Source organism: Modicisalibacter radicis, assembly GCF_900961225.1.
Taxonomy (GTDB): Bacteria; Pseudomonadota; Gammaproteobacteria; order Pseudomonadales; family Halomonadaceae; genus Modicisalibacter.
On sequence record NZ_CAAHFN010000033.1, the window covers coordinates 124,069 to 140,136 of the forward strand.

14 protein-coding genes are annotated in these 16,068 nt (G+C 63.8%); 4 read left to right on the plus strand and 10 right to left on the minus strand.

The window, feature by feature from the left end:
* Positions 1-44 precede the first annotated feature (44 nt).
* Positions 45-449, plus strand: a complete 405-nt coding sequence (locus tag HR9077_RS02165; protein ID WP_136064660.1) for a response regulator — start codon at positions 45-47, stop codon at positions 447-449.
* 54 nt (positions 450-503) lie between these two features.
* Here HR9077_RS02165 and HR9077_RS02170 read toward each other — a convergent pair whose 3' ends face one another.
* Positions 504-2,492 carry a sensor domain-containing diguanylate cyclase gene (locus HR9077_RS02170; RefSeq protein WP_244612986.1) on the minus strand — a complete coding sequence of 663 codons (1,989 nt, stop codon included), beginning with the start codon at positions 2,490-2,492 and terminating at the stop codon, positions 504-506.
* Positions 2,493-2,674: 182 nt separating this feature from the next.
* On the opposite strand from HR9077_RS02170, the gene HR9077_RS02175 reads away from it, so the two are divergent.
* Complete coding sequence (locus HR9077_RS02175) at positions 2,675-4,135, plus strand: catalase (RefSeq protein WP_136064664.1); 1,461 nt, start codon at positions 2,675-2,677, stop codon at positions 4,133-4,135.
* Between the two features lie 82 nt (positions 4,136-4,217).
* Here the strand turns inward: HR9077_RS02175 and HR9077_RS02180 are convergent, their stop codons facing one another.
* The 5 genes from HR9077_RS02180 to HR9077_RS02200 all read right to left on the minus strand — a co-directional run bounded on the left by HR9077_RS02180 (position 4,218) and on the right by HR9077_RS02200 (position 10,012).
* A complete protein-coding gene (locus HR9077_RS02180; protein ID WP_136064666.1) occupies positions 4,218-5,024 on the minus strand; it encodes an ABC transporter permease in 807 nt (268 codons plus the stop codon).
* Between the two features lie 18 nt (positions 5,025-5,042).
* Positions 5,043-5,930 (minus strand): ABC transporter permease, encoded by an 888-nt coding sequence (locus tag HR9077_RS02185; protein WP_210725834.1) that lies wholly within the window; start codon positions 5,928-5,930, stop codon positions 5,043-5,045.
* Positions 5,914-7,089, minus strand: a complete 1,176-nt coding sequence (locus HR9077_RS02190; protein ID WP_136064668.1) for an ABC transporter ATP-binding protein — start codon at positions 7,087-7,089, stop codon at positions 5,914-5,916. Before HR9077_RS02190 ends, HR9077_RS02185 begins: the two co-directional genes overlap by 17 nt.
* A gap of 285 nt (positions 7,090-7,374) precedes the next feature.
* Positions 7,375-8,490, minus strand: coding sequence for an extracellular solute-binding protein (locus HR9077_RS02195; protein ID WP_136064670.1), 1,116 nt, complete (start codon positions 8,488-8,490; stop codon positions 7,375-7,377).
* 295 nt (positions 8,491-8,785) lie between these two features.
* On the minus strand, positions 8,786-10,012 hold the full coding sequence (locus tag HR9077_RS02200) for a D-alanyl-D-alanine carboxypeptidase (RefSeq protein WP_136064673.1): 1,227 nt from the start codon (positions 10,010-10,012) through the stop codon (positions 8,786-8,788).
* A 386-nt stretch (positions 10,013-10,398) separates the two neighbouring features.
* Between HR9077_RS02200 and HR9077_RS02205 the strand changes: the two genes are divergently transcribed.
* Together HR9077_RS02205 and HR9077_RS02210 are read left to right on the plus strand one after the other, a co-directional pair.
* Positions 10,399-12,081, plus strand: coding sequence for a methyl-accepting chemotaxis protein (locus HR9077_RS02205; protein ID WP_244612987.1), 1,683 nt, complete (start codon positions 10,399-10,401; stop codon positions 12,079-12,081).
* 256 nt (positions 12,082-12,337) lie between these two features.
* Entirely contained in the window at positions 12,338-13,600 is a 1,263-nt protein-coding gene (locus HR9077_RS02210) for an HD-GYP domain-containing protein (protein WP_136064677.1), read from the plus strand.
* A 115-nt stretch (positions 13,601-13,715) separates the two neighbouring features.
* On the opposite strand, the gene HR9077_RS02215 is transcribed toward HR9077_RS02210, so the two are convergent.
* The 4 genes from HR9077_RS02215 to HR9077_RS02230 all read right to left on the minus strand — a co-directional run.
* Positions 13,716-14,333, minus strand: a complete 618-nt coding sequence (locus HR9077_RS02215; RefSeq protein ID WP_136064679.1) for a TPM domain-containing protein — start codon at positions 14,331-14,333, stop codon at positions 13,716-13,718.
* A 66-nt stretch (positions 14,334-14,399) separates the two neighbouring features.
* Positions 14,400-15,161, minus strand: a complete 762-nt coding sequence (locus HR9077_RS02220) for a TPM domain-containing protein (protein ID WP_136064681.1) — start codon at positions 15,159-15,161, stop codon at positions 14,400-14,402.
* Positions 15,161-15,778 carry a LemA family protein gene (locus HR9077_RS02225; protein ID WP_136064683.1) on the minus strand — a complete coding sequence of 206 codons (618 nt, stop codon included), beginning with the start codon at positions 15,776-15,778 and terminating at the stop codon, positions 15,161-15,163. The genes HR9077_RS02220 and HR9077_RS02225 overlap by 1 nt, the downstream gene beginning before the upstream one ends.
* A gap of 165 nt (positions 15,779-15,943) precedes the next feature.
* A partial coding sequence (locus tag HR9077_RS02230; RefSeq protein WP_136063872.1) for an aldehyde dehydrogenase family protein occupies positions 15,944-16,068 on the minus strand: 125 nt, incomplete at its 5' end.

Consider the following 16,068-nt stretch of genomic DNA (forward strand, 5'->3'; position numbering starts at 1 on the left):
TCGGCGCCATTGGGAAGTAGCGCCGTTTCTTCAAAGGATTGACCATGAACAAAGAGAACGCGGCACGGGTCTTCATCGTCGAAGACCATGCCATCATGCAGAAAATGCTCCACGTGTTCATTTCGCAGGAAGCGGATCTGGAGGTCTGCGCCACCGCCAGTTCCGCGGAAGCGGCACTGGAGGAGATCGCTCAGGCCTCGCCGGATCTCATGCTGATCGACCTGTCGCTGCCCGGGGTCAGCGGGCTCGACCTGGTCGCGTCGGTGAAAGCCCGCCATCCCGGGCTGCCGTGCGCCATCCTGTCCGGCCATGGCGAGCGGCACTATGCCGAGCAGGCCATGGCGGCGGGCGCTCAAGGCTATGTCCTCAAGGGCGACCCCGATGAGTTGCCCGGCGCCATTCGCCAGATGATTCAGGGCAGACGCTATATCAGCAAAGCCCTGCAGTAGTGAGACGTAAAACGCTGGGCCGAGGGCGCTTCATTCAGCCCCGGCGCGCTGCTGTCAGTCATCGGTCACCACGATGCGGTTGCGACCCCCTTCCTTGGCGAGGTAGCTCGCCCGGTCGGCACGCCGCATGGGGTGATCGCTGTTGCTGTCGCCGCTGCGCAGGTCCGTGACGCCCAGGCTGAGGGTGACACGATAGGTCGCGCCATCGTGCGAGACGCTGAGCGTCTCGACTGCCCGGCGCAGGGCCTCTGCCGTCTGACGCGCCTGTTCCAGGCCACACCCGGGCATCAGCACGGCGAACTCATCGCCGCCATAACGGGCCAGGAAGTCGCTCTTGCGCACCCTGGTACCGATCGTGTCGGCGATCATCTTGAGCATCTCGTCGCCCAGGGCATGCCCGCCCTCGTCGTTGATCGGCTTGAAGTGATCCAGATCGAAGAGAATCAGCGCCGCCGGAACGCGGCCCTTGACCCAGTCCGCCAGGGCCTCTTCAAGCCGGCGTTCGAAACCGCGCCGATTGAGCAGTCCGGTCAGCGGATCATGTTCGGCTTCCCAACGCTGCAATGCCGCGACCTGCTGATGTTCGGTGATGTCCTTGAGCGTGCCCACGAAGCCCAGCGGAAGTCCGGTTTCCAGCCGCACCAGGCTTGCGTGGACTTCGACCCAGATCACTTCACCATTGGCCTTGAGGTAGCGGTACTGGCGCTGGAAGTCGCGCCCCGACATCAGACTCGAGCGCCATAGATCGGCGACATCGTCGCGGTCGTCGGGGTGGGCGCGCTCGGCATGCCCTTTGTCGCGAAACTGATCCAGGCTGTAACCGGTCAGCTCGATCATGGCCGGGTTGACGTAGCGAATCTCGCCATCGAGATTGTAGACGAACATCCCCACCGGAGACGACGCCAGCACGGCATCGAGGAACGCCTGCCGATCGTGCAGCCGCGTTTCGGTCTCGCGCCGGCTGCTCGCCATGCGATTGAAGGTATCGGCGACCCGCTGTATCTCCAGCGCGCGGGTATTCACATCGACGAAATCGCGATACCCCTGGCCCACGGCCTCGATCTGGCGCTCCAGACGATGCAACGGCCTGAGCGCCTGATGAAGCAACCACCAGAGCAAAGCCAGCATCACCAGCACCGTGACGCTCCCCACCAGCCATAGATGCCGGACGAACCACTCCAGTGGCGCATAGGCCTGATCACTCGGCAGAAAGACGCCGACCACCCAGTTCGCCGGCCACACCTGCTCATAGGCCTGCAACGCCATGCTGCCGTCGGCGATTGGCCCCAACGCGGTGCCTTCCCAGCCGGAAAGCGCCAGATCCAGCCACGGATTCTGTTCGGCCGAGGGGGCCGACTTCAGTATCCAGTTGCTTTGCGGATGCACCAGGACCCGTCCGGAAGCGGTGATAATGCTGGCATAGCCTTCGCTGCCGATGCGAATATGCCGCAAGCGATCGAACAGGCTGCCTTTCAGGACATTGATGACGCCCCCGAGCATGCCGACGAACTGCCCATCGGAGTCCTTGAGCGGCGTCCCCAGCATGATCAGGGGCGTATGACTGAAGTGGCCGACGAACGGCTCGCTGATGTAGGGGCGCTCCACGGAGCTGATGAACTGGAAATACATGCGATCCGAGATATCGACGCGGCGCGGAGTCTGCGGCTCGGGCCAGCGTGATACCACGTGCCCATTGCCGTCCGCCACCATCAACGCATCGAACAGCTCCAGCAGCACATCGTTCTGCGCCAGCTTGGCACGTGCATAGGCAGGGTCGTCCGCCATGACCGGGTCGAGCGTATCGCCGAGCCGTTGCAGGGCGTCGAGCCGCAGCGATAGCTCCTGGTCGACCTGCTCGGCGATGAGCCTCGCTTCGTATTTCAGGTGGTTGTCGTTGACCTCGCGGATCTGGCGCTGGCCGGAAAACCAGGCAGCAACCAGCAATACGCACACGATCGCGATCCAGCCCAGCGCCAGCCCGAGCAGCAATCGCATGTGCATCGACTTGATACCCGCGCCGAATGACCGCAGCACGCGCTTCACTGGTTCACGTTTCCGCCCTTTCAACCCGGCCCTCATGATCGGTGCGTTAACTCAAGTAAATGCAGAGTGCCAGACTTGCCTATCGTTGGCATAGCGAAAGCCGATTTATCGTTCAATATGGCGTTCAGTATTCTGTAAACGCAGGTAATCGGATACCCAGTTTGCAGAGGAGACGGTTTGCCATGAGCGACCGGAAAACGCTAACTACATCGGCCGGCGCCCCGATCGGTGACAATCAGAACAGCCAGTCAGCGGGGCCGCGGGGGCCCTTGCTGATGCAGGACTACCAGCTCATCGAGAAGCTGGCCCACCAGAACCGTGAGCGCATCCCCGAGCGTACCGTACATGCCAAGGGCTGGGGCGCCTACGGCACGCTGACCGTCACCCATGACATTTCCCGCTACACCAAGGCCAGGGTCTTCACGCTCGGCACCCAGACGCCGATGCTGGCGCGTTTCTCGACCGTCGCCGGGGAACAGGGCGCGGCCGACGCGGAACGCGACGTGCGCGGCTTCGCGTTGAAGTTCTATACCGAGGAGGGCAACTGGGACCTGGTCGGCAACAATACACCGGTATTCTTCATCCGCGATCCCTACAAGTTTCCCGACTTCATTCACACCCAGAAACGCCACCCCCGTACCAACATGCGCTCGGCCACGGCCGCCTGGGACTTCTGGTCGCTGTCGCCGGAATCGCTGCATCAGGTCACCATGCTGATGTCCGATCGCGGCCTGCCGACCGACGTCCGCCACATCAATGGCTACGGGTCGCATACCTATTCGTTGATCAACGACGACAATCAGCGCGTGTGGGTCAAGTTCCACTTCAAGACCCAGCAGGGCCATCGCCATTATACCAATGCCGAGGCCGAAGGGATCGTTGGCAAGAACCGCGAGACCACCCAGGAAGACCTCTTTACTTCGATCGAAAAGGGTGACTACCCCCGCTGGCGCGTGTGTATCCAGGTGATGACCGAGGACCAAGCCAGGCAGACCGCCTTCAACCCGTTCGACCTGACCAAGGTCTGGCCACATGGCGACTTCCCGCTGATCGATGTCGGCACGCTCGAACTCAACCGCAACCCGGACAACTATTTCGCCGAGATCGAACAGGCCGCGTTCAGCCCCTCGAACACGGTCCCCGGGATCGGCTTCTCACCGGACAAGATGCTCCAGGCGCGGGTCTTCTCCTATGCCGACGCCCATCGCTATCGTCTGGGGACCCACTACGAGGCACTGCCGGTCAACCAGCCGCGCAGTCCGGTGCATCACTATCACAAGGATGGTCCGATGCGCTTCTTCGCCAACAATCCGCAGCCGGACGCCTACTACGAGCCCAACTCGTTCGGTGGCCCACAGGAGCGCCCGGACGTGCTCGAACCGCCGCTGCCGCTGGAGGGCGATGCCGATCGCCACGATCATCGCCTCGGCAACGACGACTTCAGCCAGCCCAGAGCGCTGTTCCTGCTGTTCGACGAAGGTCAGCGTCAGCGCTTGTTCGGCAACATCGCCGATCACATGGCGGGAGTTCCGTCATTCATCGTCGATCGCCAACTGGCGCTCTTCGATCGGGTTCATCCCGATTACGGCAAGGGCGTGCGTGCCGCGATCGAGGCCAAACAGCCCCAGGCCGAGCCGGCCTGAGCCCGGCGGCCTCGGCCGCACAGCCCTGCAGTAACACGACGGCGACTCCAGGGAGTCGCCGTTTGCCTGTCTCGAGCCTGCCTCATGCGAGCGGCGGGCGCATGCGGGCCTCGCGCCGTCGCTTGATTTCGTAGCCCACCGCCAACGCCACGGTGATCAGGATCAGGATCAGGCCCAGCGCATTGACTGCAGGCGTCAGTCCGGTGCGCACCTTGGAGGCGATATACACCGTCAGGGTGGTGTCGTAGCCGACCACGAACAGCGAGGTGTTGTAGTTCTCGAAGGATTGCAGGAAGGCGATCACCGCCGCCGACAGGATCGCCGGCTTGAGAAACGGCAGCAGTACCCGACGAAACGCCTGCCAGGGCGAAGCGCCCAGATCCAGGGCCGCACGCTCCAGGGTCCGGTCGAAGCGCTGCAGGCGCGCCATGACCATCAGCATCACATAGGCCGAGATGAAGGTGGTCTGGCCCAGAACCGTGAGCAGCGTACCGCCGGCAACGCCGAACTGGCGCCAGAAGATCAGCGTCGAGATGCCGATGATCACCCCCGGGGTCAGCAACGGCGACAGGATCAGGCCGTAGACGAAGGGCTTGGCGCGACTTTCCACCGTGGTCAGGAACAGCGCGCAGGCGACGCCGATCGGCACCGCCAGGCACAGCACGCCGATGGCCACCAGCAGGCTGTTGCCCAATGCCGCCCACATGCCGGCGTCGCCTGCCAGCTCGGCGAACCACTTGAGCGTCGCGCCGCGCCAGGGCGTGATGGTCGGGAAGCGGCTGTCGTTGAAGGTCGCCGCCCCCATGATCACCAACGGCAGGAACAGATAGACGAAGAACACGCCGATATACAGCCGCAGCCCCCAGTCGAGAAAACGTTGCGCACTCATCGGGCGACTCTCTTGTGGTTATTTCGCAATGTCGGCCAGCCCCACCTTGAAAAGCCGCATCACCAGCGACATGAAGCCGATGCACAGCACCAGCAGCAGGAAGGCATAGGCCGCGCCCTGGTTCCAGTCGCCGCCCTCGAAGAACCAGTTGTAGATGATCTGGGTGAACCAGCGGCTACCCGGCGAGCCCAGCAGCGCCGGCACCGCATAGCTGCCCGCGGCGAGCATGAAGGTCATGATGCAGCCGGTGGCGATGCCCGGCTTGGCATGGGGAATGACGATGCGCCAATGGGTACGAAGGGTACCGGCGCCCAGGTCGCGGGCGGCACGCACCTGGTTGCCGTCGAGGCTCTCGATGGCGTTGTACAGCGGGAAGATCATGAACAGGATGTAGGCGTAGACCATCCCCACCAGCACGCCGGCATCGCCATTGAGGAAGCGCACCGGCCGCTCGATCAGCCCCAGCGTCAGCAGCAGCTCGTTGAGCGGACCACGGAATGCCAGGATGATGAACCACGAGAAGGTGCGCAGGATCTCGTTGATCCAGAACGGGATGATCAGCAGCAGCAGGCACAGCGCCGCCTGCCCCGGAGTGGCGATCTTGGCCAGATAATAGGCGATGGGGTAGCTGACCAGCAGCGTCAGTACCGTCACCAGCACGCTCGACCACAGGGTCTTGAAGAAGATCGCCAGGTGAATCCGGTTGTCGAACAGCGTGGCGTAGTTGGTCAGGCTCCAGTGATCCCGGGGCCCGCCCTGCTCGGCCGGCAGCAGATTGGGGCGCAGCGAGTAGTCGATCATCTGCAGCTGCGGCAGCACCACCATGGCGATCAGCCAGATACACAGCAGGCCGACGATGGCCATGGCCACCGGGCCGCCGAAGCGTGCCCTAAGCTGACGCAGCATGGGAGCGCTCCCGCGGCTGTCCGGACACCACTTCGCCGGTCTCGGCGTCGAGTCGCGGCGAGTCGTCGTCGGCCAGCACGATCGCCTGCTGCGGATCGTAGCCGAAGCGCCCGTGCGCACCGGGGGCCAGCGATTGCCGGGAATCGCCACCCTGCCCCAGCAGGATCCGCAGCCGCTCGCCGGTCGCACTGAGTCGCGCCTCGAGCATGCGCCAGGCGCCTTCGAAGTTGACCGACTCCACCTCGGCCTCCAGTGTCGCCGGTGCAGCCGTCCCCGCTGCCGTCTCGTCGAGCAGCAAGAGCTGCTCGGGGCGCACGTACAACGCCGCGCGCTGGCCGACGGCCAGCGCGGCCTGCCCGGCGCGTCCGGTCAGCCGCCCGAGGCCCGCCACCTCGAGCGTGACCAGTGTCTCGGTCACCTCGACGACGATTCCCGGCAGGCGATTGTTCTCGCCCACGAAGGCCGCCACGAATCCCGTCCCGGGTCGGTGATAGAGCGTCTCGGGATCGGCCACCTGCTGGATGCGCCCCGCCGACATCACCGCGACCCGATCCGACATGGCCAAGGCCTCGCCCTGGTCATGGGTGATGTAGATGAAGGTGATGCCGGTCTTGCGCTGGATCGCCTTGAGCTCGTTGCGCATGTGCTGGCGCAGCTTCAGGTCGAGCGCCGATAGCGGCTCGTCGAGCAGCAGCACCCGCGGCTCCACCGCCAGTGCCCGGGCGATCGCCACGCGCTGCTTCTGGCCCCCCGACAACGCCGAGATCGGCTTGTCGCCGCTGCCGGAAAGCGCCACCAGCTCGAGCAGTTCGTCCGAGCGCTGCCGCCGCGCGCGTTTTTCCATACCCCGCACCTCGAGCCCGAACTCGATGTTCTGGTAGACGCTCATCAGCGGGAACAGCGCCAGGTTCTGAAAGATCATCGCCGTGGGTCGCCGGTTGACCGGCACGCCGACCATCGGCTCGCCGCCGATATATACCTGCCCCTCGCTCGGCGACAGAAAGCCGCTGACGATATTGAGCAGGGTCGTCTTGCCGCATCCCGAGGGGCCGAGAAAACTGAAGAACTCGCCGGACTCGATCGTCAGCCGAGTCGGCTCGATGGCCGTGAAATCGCCGAAACGCATGACTATCCGGTCCAGCGTGACGCTACCGTCCATAGGCGCTCTTCTTGTCGGTTATTGTCGAAATCCGGGGCGGCCGAATGATCGCCCTGCACGAACGAACCGGCCAAGGGCTAAGAGTTTCTTTCACAACCCGGCAGACTAAGTGGGCTTTTCCGGGGGTAAGACTTCGCGAGGGCGCTGTGAACCCTTCCCTGGGCGCTACCTTTGCCATCCATGGCAAAGGACCCTCGCTTCACCTTATCCCCCGGCGCCCATCATCACTGAGGTTTGGAAACGAGCTCTAACCAGCCGGTTCGTTCGCACGCCCGTCGGCCAGAATCAGGCCGAGAGGTAGCGATCCTGATATTCGTTGCGCAGCGCCACGTACCAGGGCTCCTGGATCGGCCACCACCACAGGTTGGCGAGATCCTGCTTGGAGTAGGAGGCCTCGAAGAACTGCCGCGACGCCTCGGGCAGCAGCTTCTCGGCGCCCTTGGCCGTGGAGTTGTAACCCGTCGACTCGACGAACATCGCCCCGGCTTCCGGCGTGTAGTACCAGTTGATCAGCTCGTAGACCGCATCGACGTTCTGGGCGTTGCTGGGAATCACGAAGCCTTCCATCCACGCCAGGGCGCCCTCCTTCGGTGCCCGATAGGCGATATCCATGCCCTCGTCCTGCAAGCGGAAGGCGGTGCTGTCCCAGGTCTGGCCGATCACCGCGCCATTGGTGCGGAACGCCGCCTGGGCCTCGTTCTCGGTCGACCAGAACTGGGCGATCATGTTCTTGTGCTTGACCGCCTCCTCGAGAATCACCTCGAAGTTGGCGCGCATCGCCTCTTCGTTCCGGTACGACTCGAGCAACGGACGCGGCAGCTTGCCCTGACCCTGCAGCCACAGGCCGATGCCCACCAGCGCGGAATGACTGCGTACCGTGACACCCTGGCCGTTGTCGGGGTTCCACAGGTCACCGTAGCTCAGGTTGTCGGGATCGACGGCCGCATAGCGACGGTCGAAGGCGATCGCCTCGGTGCCCCAGTCGCTGGGCGCGAAGTAGCGCTTGCCGTCGACCACGCCACCGACCTCCGAACCCTCCAGCGCGCTGTCCAGGCAGCCCTGCCACTGGATGCGCGACTGATCGAGCGGCTGGACGAGGTTGTAGTCCAGGTAGCCCGGCACGCGATCGACGGTGGGCATGATCACGTCGAAGCCGCTGCCATCGGTGGCGCGCAGCGAATTCATCAATTCATCGTTGGTGCCGTAGGGCGTGAAGGTGGCATTGATGCCGGTCTTCTCGCGAAAGTCGGCGAGCATTTCATCGCTGAAATAGCCGGCCCAGGCATAGATCCGCAGGGTCTGCTCCTGCGCCAGTGCCTTGTTGATATAGAAGCCGGGGAACGAAGCGGCGGCCCCCGCGGCCAGCGAGCCCTGCAGGAAGCGACGACGACTGATCGACATGAACCTTCATCTCCTGTTGTGTGCTGCTTCTTGTGTTTCTTGCTAGACGAGATGATGCCGTTGCCGGGTGACGCCCACATGACACTTGGATGACAGTCCGGTTTCTAGATGATAGCAGCCACCGCCAAAGCGGGACGATCGCCATTCAACGCTGGCCGCAACCTCGGCCAATGCAGCGAATGAAACCGGGCGTCCATGGCTGGCAAGGGGCCTTCAACGCAAACGCCCCGCCGAGGCGGGGCATTGATAGAAGCAGGGAGAAGGCGAGGTGCGTCGCTGACGCCCGGGACTCGGCTCAGCCGCCGACCCCGGCAACCACCACGCAGTCGATCCCCTGCTGTTGCAGATTGCGGCAGCTCTGGCGGGCCTGGTTTTCCTGGAGGTCGATGACCCGCGCGCGAAACAGCGGCTGGCCATTCTCGGTCGGGGTCACCGAGACGCTCGGCGCGGCGCCGGCGGCATCCACATAACCGGCCGCCCGGCTTGCCAGCGCCCTCGCCTGACTGGAATCGCTGAAGGCGCCGACCTGCACGGCCCAACCGACGGTGCCCGCGTCCTGCCTGTCGAGACCGGCGATCAGCTGGCCGATCGGATCCTCGTCGGCCGGTTGCGCCGGATGCGCGACCACCGCGGGCTCGTTGTCGAAGATCGCCGTCTTGGCGACCCAGTCGCCGCGATCCATCAGCGCCGCCCGGGCGAAACCGCGGTCGAGCAGATCGATGACATGGTCGTCGCGCGATTGGGCCGTGAAGCCCCCCATCACCACCGAGACGATGCGCCGGCCGTCATGGACCGCCGACGTGGCGATATTGAAGCCCGAAGCACGGATGAAGCCGGTCTTCAATCCGTCTGCGCCGGGGTAACGCGTCAGGACGCGATTATGGCCACGGTAGATCTTGCCCCGGTAGGCGAATTGCGTGCTGGCGAAATAGTCGTAGTAGCCGGGGAAATCCTGCATCAGGTGCAATGCCAGCCGGGCCATGTCGCGCGCGGTGGTGACCTGAACCTCGTCCGGTAGCCCCGAGGCATTGCGGAAGGTGGTTTCGCGCATGCCCAGCGCACGCGCCTTGTCGGTCATCTGGCGGGCGAATGCCGGCTCGCTGCCGGCAAGCCCCTCGGCGACGACGGCGGCGACGTCGTTGGCCGAGCGCACGATCAGCGCCAGGATCGCCGTTTCCACCGGTAACCGCTCGCCGGCCTCGAGCCACAACTTGGTCGGCGGCTGAGCGGCGGCATGGGCCGACACCGACAGGGTGTCATCGAGCGTCAGGCTGCCACGCTCGATGGCTTCGAACAGCAGATAGAGCGTCATCATCTTGGTCAACGACGCCGGGTAGCGCGGTTCGTCGGCTCGGTCGTTGTAGAGCACTTCGCCACTGGCGACATCGACGACGATACCGGCATAACGCGGGTTGGTCCCGGCCGACACCGTCGAACTCCAGCCGATAGCCGCGATGCACACGGCAACCAGCACGGCCCCGGCACCACGCCGCCAAACGGCGCTGAACTGTATGAATGGCATGGTCTTCGTTCCCTGCAGCTATTGTTGTGTCTGGTGTCGTGGCGCTTTGGCTTGTAACCGCTCCGCCATGGAATTATCGGCCAGTAACGCCATCTATGCAGCCCCCTGCCCAGAAAATTCTGTCTCTACCTGATCCCAGCGCACACCGAACCGATCCGTTAAAGGCCTACCGATTCTTGCCGTTAACTTGATCACGTCGCCTGCAGCCATGGTTTCCAGCAGGCCCTGATCCCTCGCGCGACTGTCGGATACACAGCAGTCGCTCATGACCTTGTCTCAACCAGCAACCCAGCGACGGTATAAAAATTATTACCGGGGGTTCTTCCCAATCCATGACTGCCGAAAGCACGGCAGCGCAAAGACTAAAATCCCGAGGATCCGCAGACGTGAGCAGCTCAAAAACCCCGTCATTACATAATCTTAGCCTGCGTGCTCGGCTTGTCGCAGGCTTTTCCACCGTCCTGCTGCTGATTGTCGTTCTGACCGTCATCGGCATTCAGCGCGTCAACAGTATCGATCAGCACCTGACCACCATCAACGACGTCAACAGTGTCAAGCAGCGCCACGCCATCGACTACCGTGGCAGCGTTCACGATCGAGCGATCGCCTTGCGCGACGTTACCCTATGGCAGGACGAGGCCCGAGTCGCCGCGGCCATCGAGGATATTAGCCGCCTCCAGGCGAACTATGCCCAGGCCGACAGCGAGATGCGGGCTCTTTTCAATCAACGTGACGATATCACCGCCGAAGAGCAGCAGGCACTGGATGCTATCCAGCAGATCCAGGATCGTGCCCTTCCATTGGCCGAGCAGGTCATAGCACAGCGCCTGGCCGGCAATATCGAAGTCGCGCGGCGGCTGCTACTCGACGAGACAGGGCCGGCATTCAGCGACTGGCTGGTGGCCATCAACGAGTTCATCGACCTTCAGGAAAGCATGAACATCACGGAGACAGCGGCCGCACGCGAACTTACCAGTGGCTTCGAAATATTCATGATTCTGCTGAGTGCCGTGGCCATCGCCATTGGATTACTGGTGGCAGCCCTGCTGACCCGCTGGCTGTTGCGCCAGCTGGGCGCCGAGCCGGGCGAGGTCAGGGCGTTTGCCGAGGCCATCGGCCAGGGCAAGCTGTCGACCCGGGTCGACCTGCGCCAAGGCGACCGTCATAGCATCATGGCCTCGTTGGTCACCATGGCTGGGCAGCTCCAGGCGACCGTGAGCAACGTACGCGCCTCGGCCAATTCAGTGGCCACCGGCAGCGAGCAGATCGCCGAAGGCAACAATGAACTCGCTACGCGTACCGAACAGCAGGCGAGCGCCCTGACCGAAACCGCCTCGTCGATGGAGCAGCTCGGCAGCACCGTGCAACAGAATGCCGAAAACTCGCGGCTGGCCAACGAACAGGCGAGTAACGCCTCGCGCATCGCCGAGCAAGGCGGCGAGGTCATGACCCAAGTGGTCGAGACCATGGGCGACCTGAACCGTAGCTCCAAGGAAATCGCCGAAATTATCACAGTGATCGATTCAATCGCTTTTCAGACCAATATCCTCGCACTCAACGCCTCGGTAGAAGCGGCACGAGCCGGCGAGCATGGCCGCGGGTTTGCCGTCGTCGCCAGTGAGGTCCGTCAGCTCGCCCAGCGAAGCGCCGAGGCGGCCAAGGAAATCAACGAACTGATCACCGGCAACCTGAGCCGCGCCGAAGAGGGCTCGCAACTGGTCGCCAGAGCCGGTGAAACCACCAGCGAGGTGGTCGCGTCGATCCAGCGCGTCACCCACCTGATGGGTGAGATCAGCAGCGCCAGTAGCGAGCAGAGCGAAGGCGTCACCCAGGTCAGCCATGCGGTGACCCAGATGGATCAGGACACCCAACAGAATGCCTTGCTGGTCGGCAGTAGCGCCACAATCGCCAACGACTTGCGCGAACGCGCCCGGCATCTACTCGATGCAATGGCGACCTTCGAACTGGCGGAGACGCCAGCCGGCACGCCAAGATCGCCGCATCAGCCCCGCGATGACAGTTCGAACCAGCGCATCTCATCGCCCGCGATGATAGCCAGGACCGCTTAGGAAGAGCCCGAAGGGGCGACGTTCTCGGCTGACAACGACCCTACGGCTGACATGATCGATGTGCGGCAGGCTCAAGTTCTATCGATCGCCGCCGTTACTCTTTCTACCAAGCGCTGTCCCAGCATTGTGGTGTAGAAAGCAGATACAAAGCCACTCGCCGGCATGGATACCGGCGATGGCCCTTTGACCTAACGGCGTCTACCGCCCAATAGGCGCTTCTGCTATGACTGGATTCATTACAGCATGAGGTCAGGCCATGCAGGAGCTCAAGGCGCCCGAGCGATCCGTTGAACACCTGTGCGCGATCTCGGTCGACCACCTCCAGATCGGCATGTATGTCAGCGATCTCGATCGCCCCTGGATCGAGACGCCGTTTCTCATCGAGGGCCTGCGCCTGAGCGAGGCCGACGAACTGGAGCGGCTGCGTCGACTGTGCCGGCGCGTCTACGTCGACCCCGGGCGCTCGAACCCGGAAGTCCAGTCGCTGCTTCGCGAGCGCGCGATCCCCCTGGAGCGCCCCGGCCCCGCGGCCGATCCGAGGTATCGGGTCTATCGCGCTCATCCCATCGAACGCCCCGCCGAAGAGGAGCTGCGCCGCGTCAGCCCGGCCTTCACCGAAGCACGCGAGATGTTCCGGCGCATGATGCACGACGAGCAGACCTGGCATCGCAACATCCCCCAGGTCAAGGACACCGTGGGGCGCTTCGCCGAATCGGTGCTTGCCAATCCCAGTGCGCTCAGCTGGCTTTCGCGGATCAAGAACGAGAACGAATATACCGCCGAGCACTGTCTCAACGTCGGCGTCATGGCGATGATCTTCGGCCGCCATCTGGGCTACGACCGCCCACAGATCGAGGAACTGGGCCTGGCCGGCATGCTTCACGACGTCGGCAAGATGAAACTCGATCGGGAGATCCTCGACAAGCCGGGCAAGTTGACCGCCGCCGAGTTCGCGCACATCCGTACCCACGCCCTGCAGGGCTATCGGATGCTGGTCGACGACATCGAGATCCCGCTTGCCGTCAAGACCACCACCCGGGATCATCACGAACGTCTCGATGGCACCGGCTACCCGTACGGCAAGCACAGCGGGGAAATCGGCCTGATCGCCCGAATCATCGCGATCGTCGACACCTACGACGCGATCACCAGCGACCGCCCCTACAGCAAGGCCCGGCCGCCCTCGGAGGCCCTGCGCATTCTCTACAAGGCACGCGGCAACCATTACGACGATGCCCTGGTGATTCGCTTCATCGAGTGCATCGGCATCTACCCGCCCGGGACGATCATAGAGCTGAGCAACGGCATGGTCGGCATGGTGCTCTCGGTCGACCCCGACGACCGCCTTCATCCACGGGTACTGGTGAGTCTCGACGAGCACAAGCGGACCATTCCCGAAACGATCATCGACCTGGCGAACGACGGCAACCGGGGCGAGGGCGCTCTGGAGATCGAGGCGGTGTTGCAGCCGGGAGCGTACAACCTGAGCATGGAGAAGATGCTTCAGCACATCGTCTGAGACCTCGCTGGGCGCGGTTCCGCGCAATCCGGAAATAGGCCATGCAAAGAAGAACGGGGCGCGACTGAGTCGCGCCCCGTTCTTCTAAACGTCATCGCCACATTCAACAAGCGGCCTAGTCGAGAATCACCAGGTGATTGGGCAGCTCGTTGCGCTCGTGGGTCGCCGGCACGTGCTGCTTGAGATGCTCGCCGCAGGACTCGATGCAGCCCAGAAAGCCCTTGAGGGTCTGCCCGCCCTTCACGTCACGGGTAAACGCCGCCACGATCGACTCCCAGGTGTCGTCGCTCAGGCGGCTGGAAATGCCCCGGTCGACCAGGATCTCCACGTAGCGTTCGGCTTCCGAGACGAAGATCAGCATCCCCGTCCCGCCATGGGTGTGGTGCAGCTTCTGCTCGAGGAATTGCCGACGGGCCAGGTTGGCGGCCCGCCAATAGCGCACCGAGCGCGGGATCAGCCGCGTGGTGATACGCGGCAGACGAAAGACCAGCCCCAGCACGATGAACGTCGCCCACTGGGTCAGCAGCAGTTCGTAGGCGTTCAGCCAGCCGGGAAAGTAATTGATCGCGCCGGGGACCACCAGGGCGAGGATGCCCGCCCACAGCAGCGGGATGTAGGCGTAATTGTCCGCCTGGGGGGCGAGCACGGTGACCAGTTCGGCGTCGGTTTCGCGCTCGACCCGGTTGATCGCCTCGGCTACCTGCCGCTGCTCGCTTTCACTCAATAGTGCCATGGCTTGTCTGCTCCGAATCCTGAGGTAATCGTCGGCGGGCTGGCCGCCGGTAAGCTCTTTTGGCCCTTACCAGCCACCGGAAGCACCGCCGCCGCCGAAGCCGCCGCCTCCGCCACCGAAGCCACCGCCTCCGCCGAAGCCACCACCGGAGCCGCCACGCCCCAGGGCGCCACCCAGCAATGCGCCGGCCAGCAGCCCCGAGCGGCCACCGCGACCTCTGCCGCCGCCCCCGCCGCGTACCAGCGCCATGACGACTGCCAGCATGATGAAGAAGAAGATCGAAGCCGGCCCGCGGGGATCGCCGCCACGGGCTTCGGCGGTTTCACTGGCGGCCATCGGGTCGCCGCCCAGCACCTGGATCATCGCCTCCACACCCCGGGTGATGCCGCCGGCGTAATCGCCTTCGCGAAAGGCCGGGGTGATGGCCTGATTGATGATCGCCGAGGATTGCGCGTCGGTCAGCCGGCCCTCCAGGCCATAACCGACCTCGATGCGTACCTCGCGGGAATTGGGAGCGACGATCAGCAGCGCGCCGTTGTCCTCCTCGGCCTGGCCGATCCCCCAGTGGCGTCCCAACTGATAGCCATACTCCTCGATGGAACGCCCCTGCAGGTCGTTCACCGTGACCACCGCCAGCTGCTCGGTGGTGGCGTCTTCGTGCGCCTTGAGCTTTTCGCTCAGTTGCTGCTCGACCGAGGCGTCCAGCAATCCCGCCTGGTCCACCACCCGTCCGGTCAGCTCAGGGAACTCGGGCTGTTGCTGGGCCTGGGCGCCCAGCGCCGGCGACAGCAACAGTGCAAACAGGACAATGCGTAGACAATGAGTCATCAGAACTCCACCTGCGGGGCCTGGTCCGCGTTTTCGGTCGTCGCCTCGAAGTTCTCGCGCAGCGGCATCTCGCTGTAGAGCAGGCTGTGCCACAGCCGTCCCGGGAAGGTGCGGATCTCGGTGTTATAGCGCTCGACCGCCTGGATGAAGTCGCGCCGCGCCACGGCGATGCGGTTCTCGGTGCCTTCCAGTTGCGACTGCAGGGCCAGGAAGTTCTGGTTGGACTTCAGCTCGGGGTAGCGCTCGGAAACCGCCATCAGCCGGCTCAGGGCACCGCTCAGTTGCTGCTGGGCCTGCTGGAACTGCTGCATCTTCTGCGGATCGTCCAGCGACGAGGCATCGACCTGGATCGAGGTCGCCCTGGAGCGCGCCTCGATCACCGCGGTCAGCGTCTCCTGCTCCTGAGCGGCGAAGCCCTTGACCGTCTCGACCAGGTTCGGCACCAGGTCCGCGCGGCGCTGGTACTGGTTCTCGACCTGCGACCACGCCGACTTGACCTGCTCGTCGTAGGTCGGGATGTTGTTGATGCCGCAGCCCGACACCAGCATCGCCATGGCCATCAGCAGCGCCAACTGCCAGACGTGCCGGCCGGGGAGTAAGGTCTGTCTCGTTAGCATGGGGCCATCGTTCCTGTGTTGCGATGTCGAATCGACCAAGGTACAGGCCGGTTACTCCCGAGGGAAGTCGACGTCACCAGCCCAGTGCTATTGCAGACTGGCCATGAAAGAACGGAGGCGACCCTCGGGTCGCCTCCGCTGACATGACACGGCTGCTTTTAGCGCTCAGAAGAAGCCCAGCGGGTTGGTGTCGTAGCTGACCAGCAGGTTCTTGGTCTGCTGATAGTGCTCCAGCGCCATCTTGTGGGTCTCGCGACCCACGCCGGACTTCTTGTAGCCGCCGAAGGCGG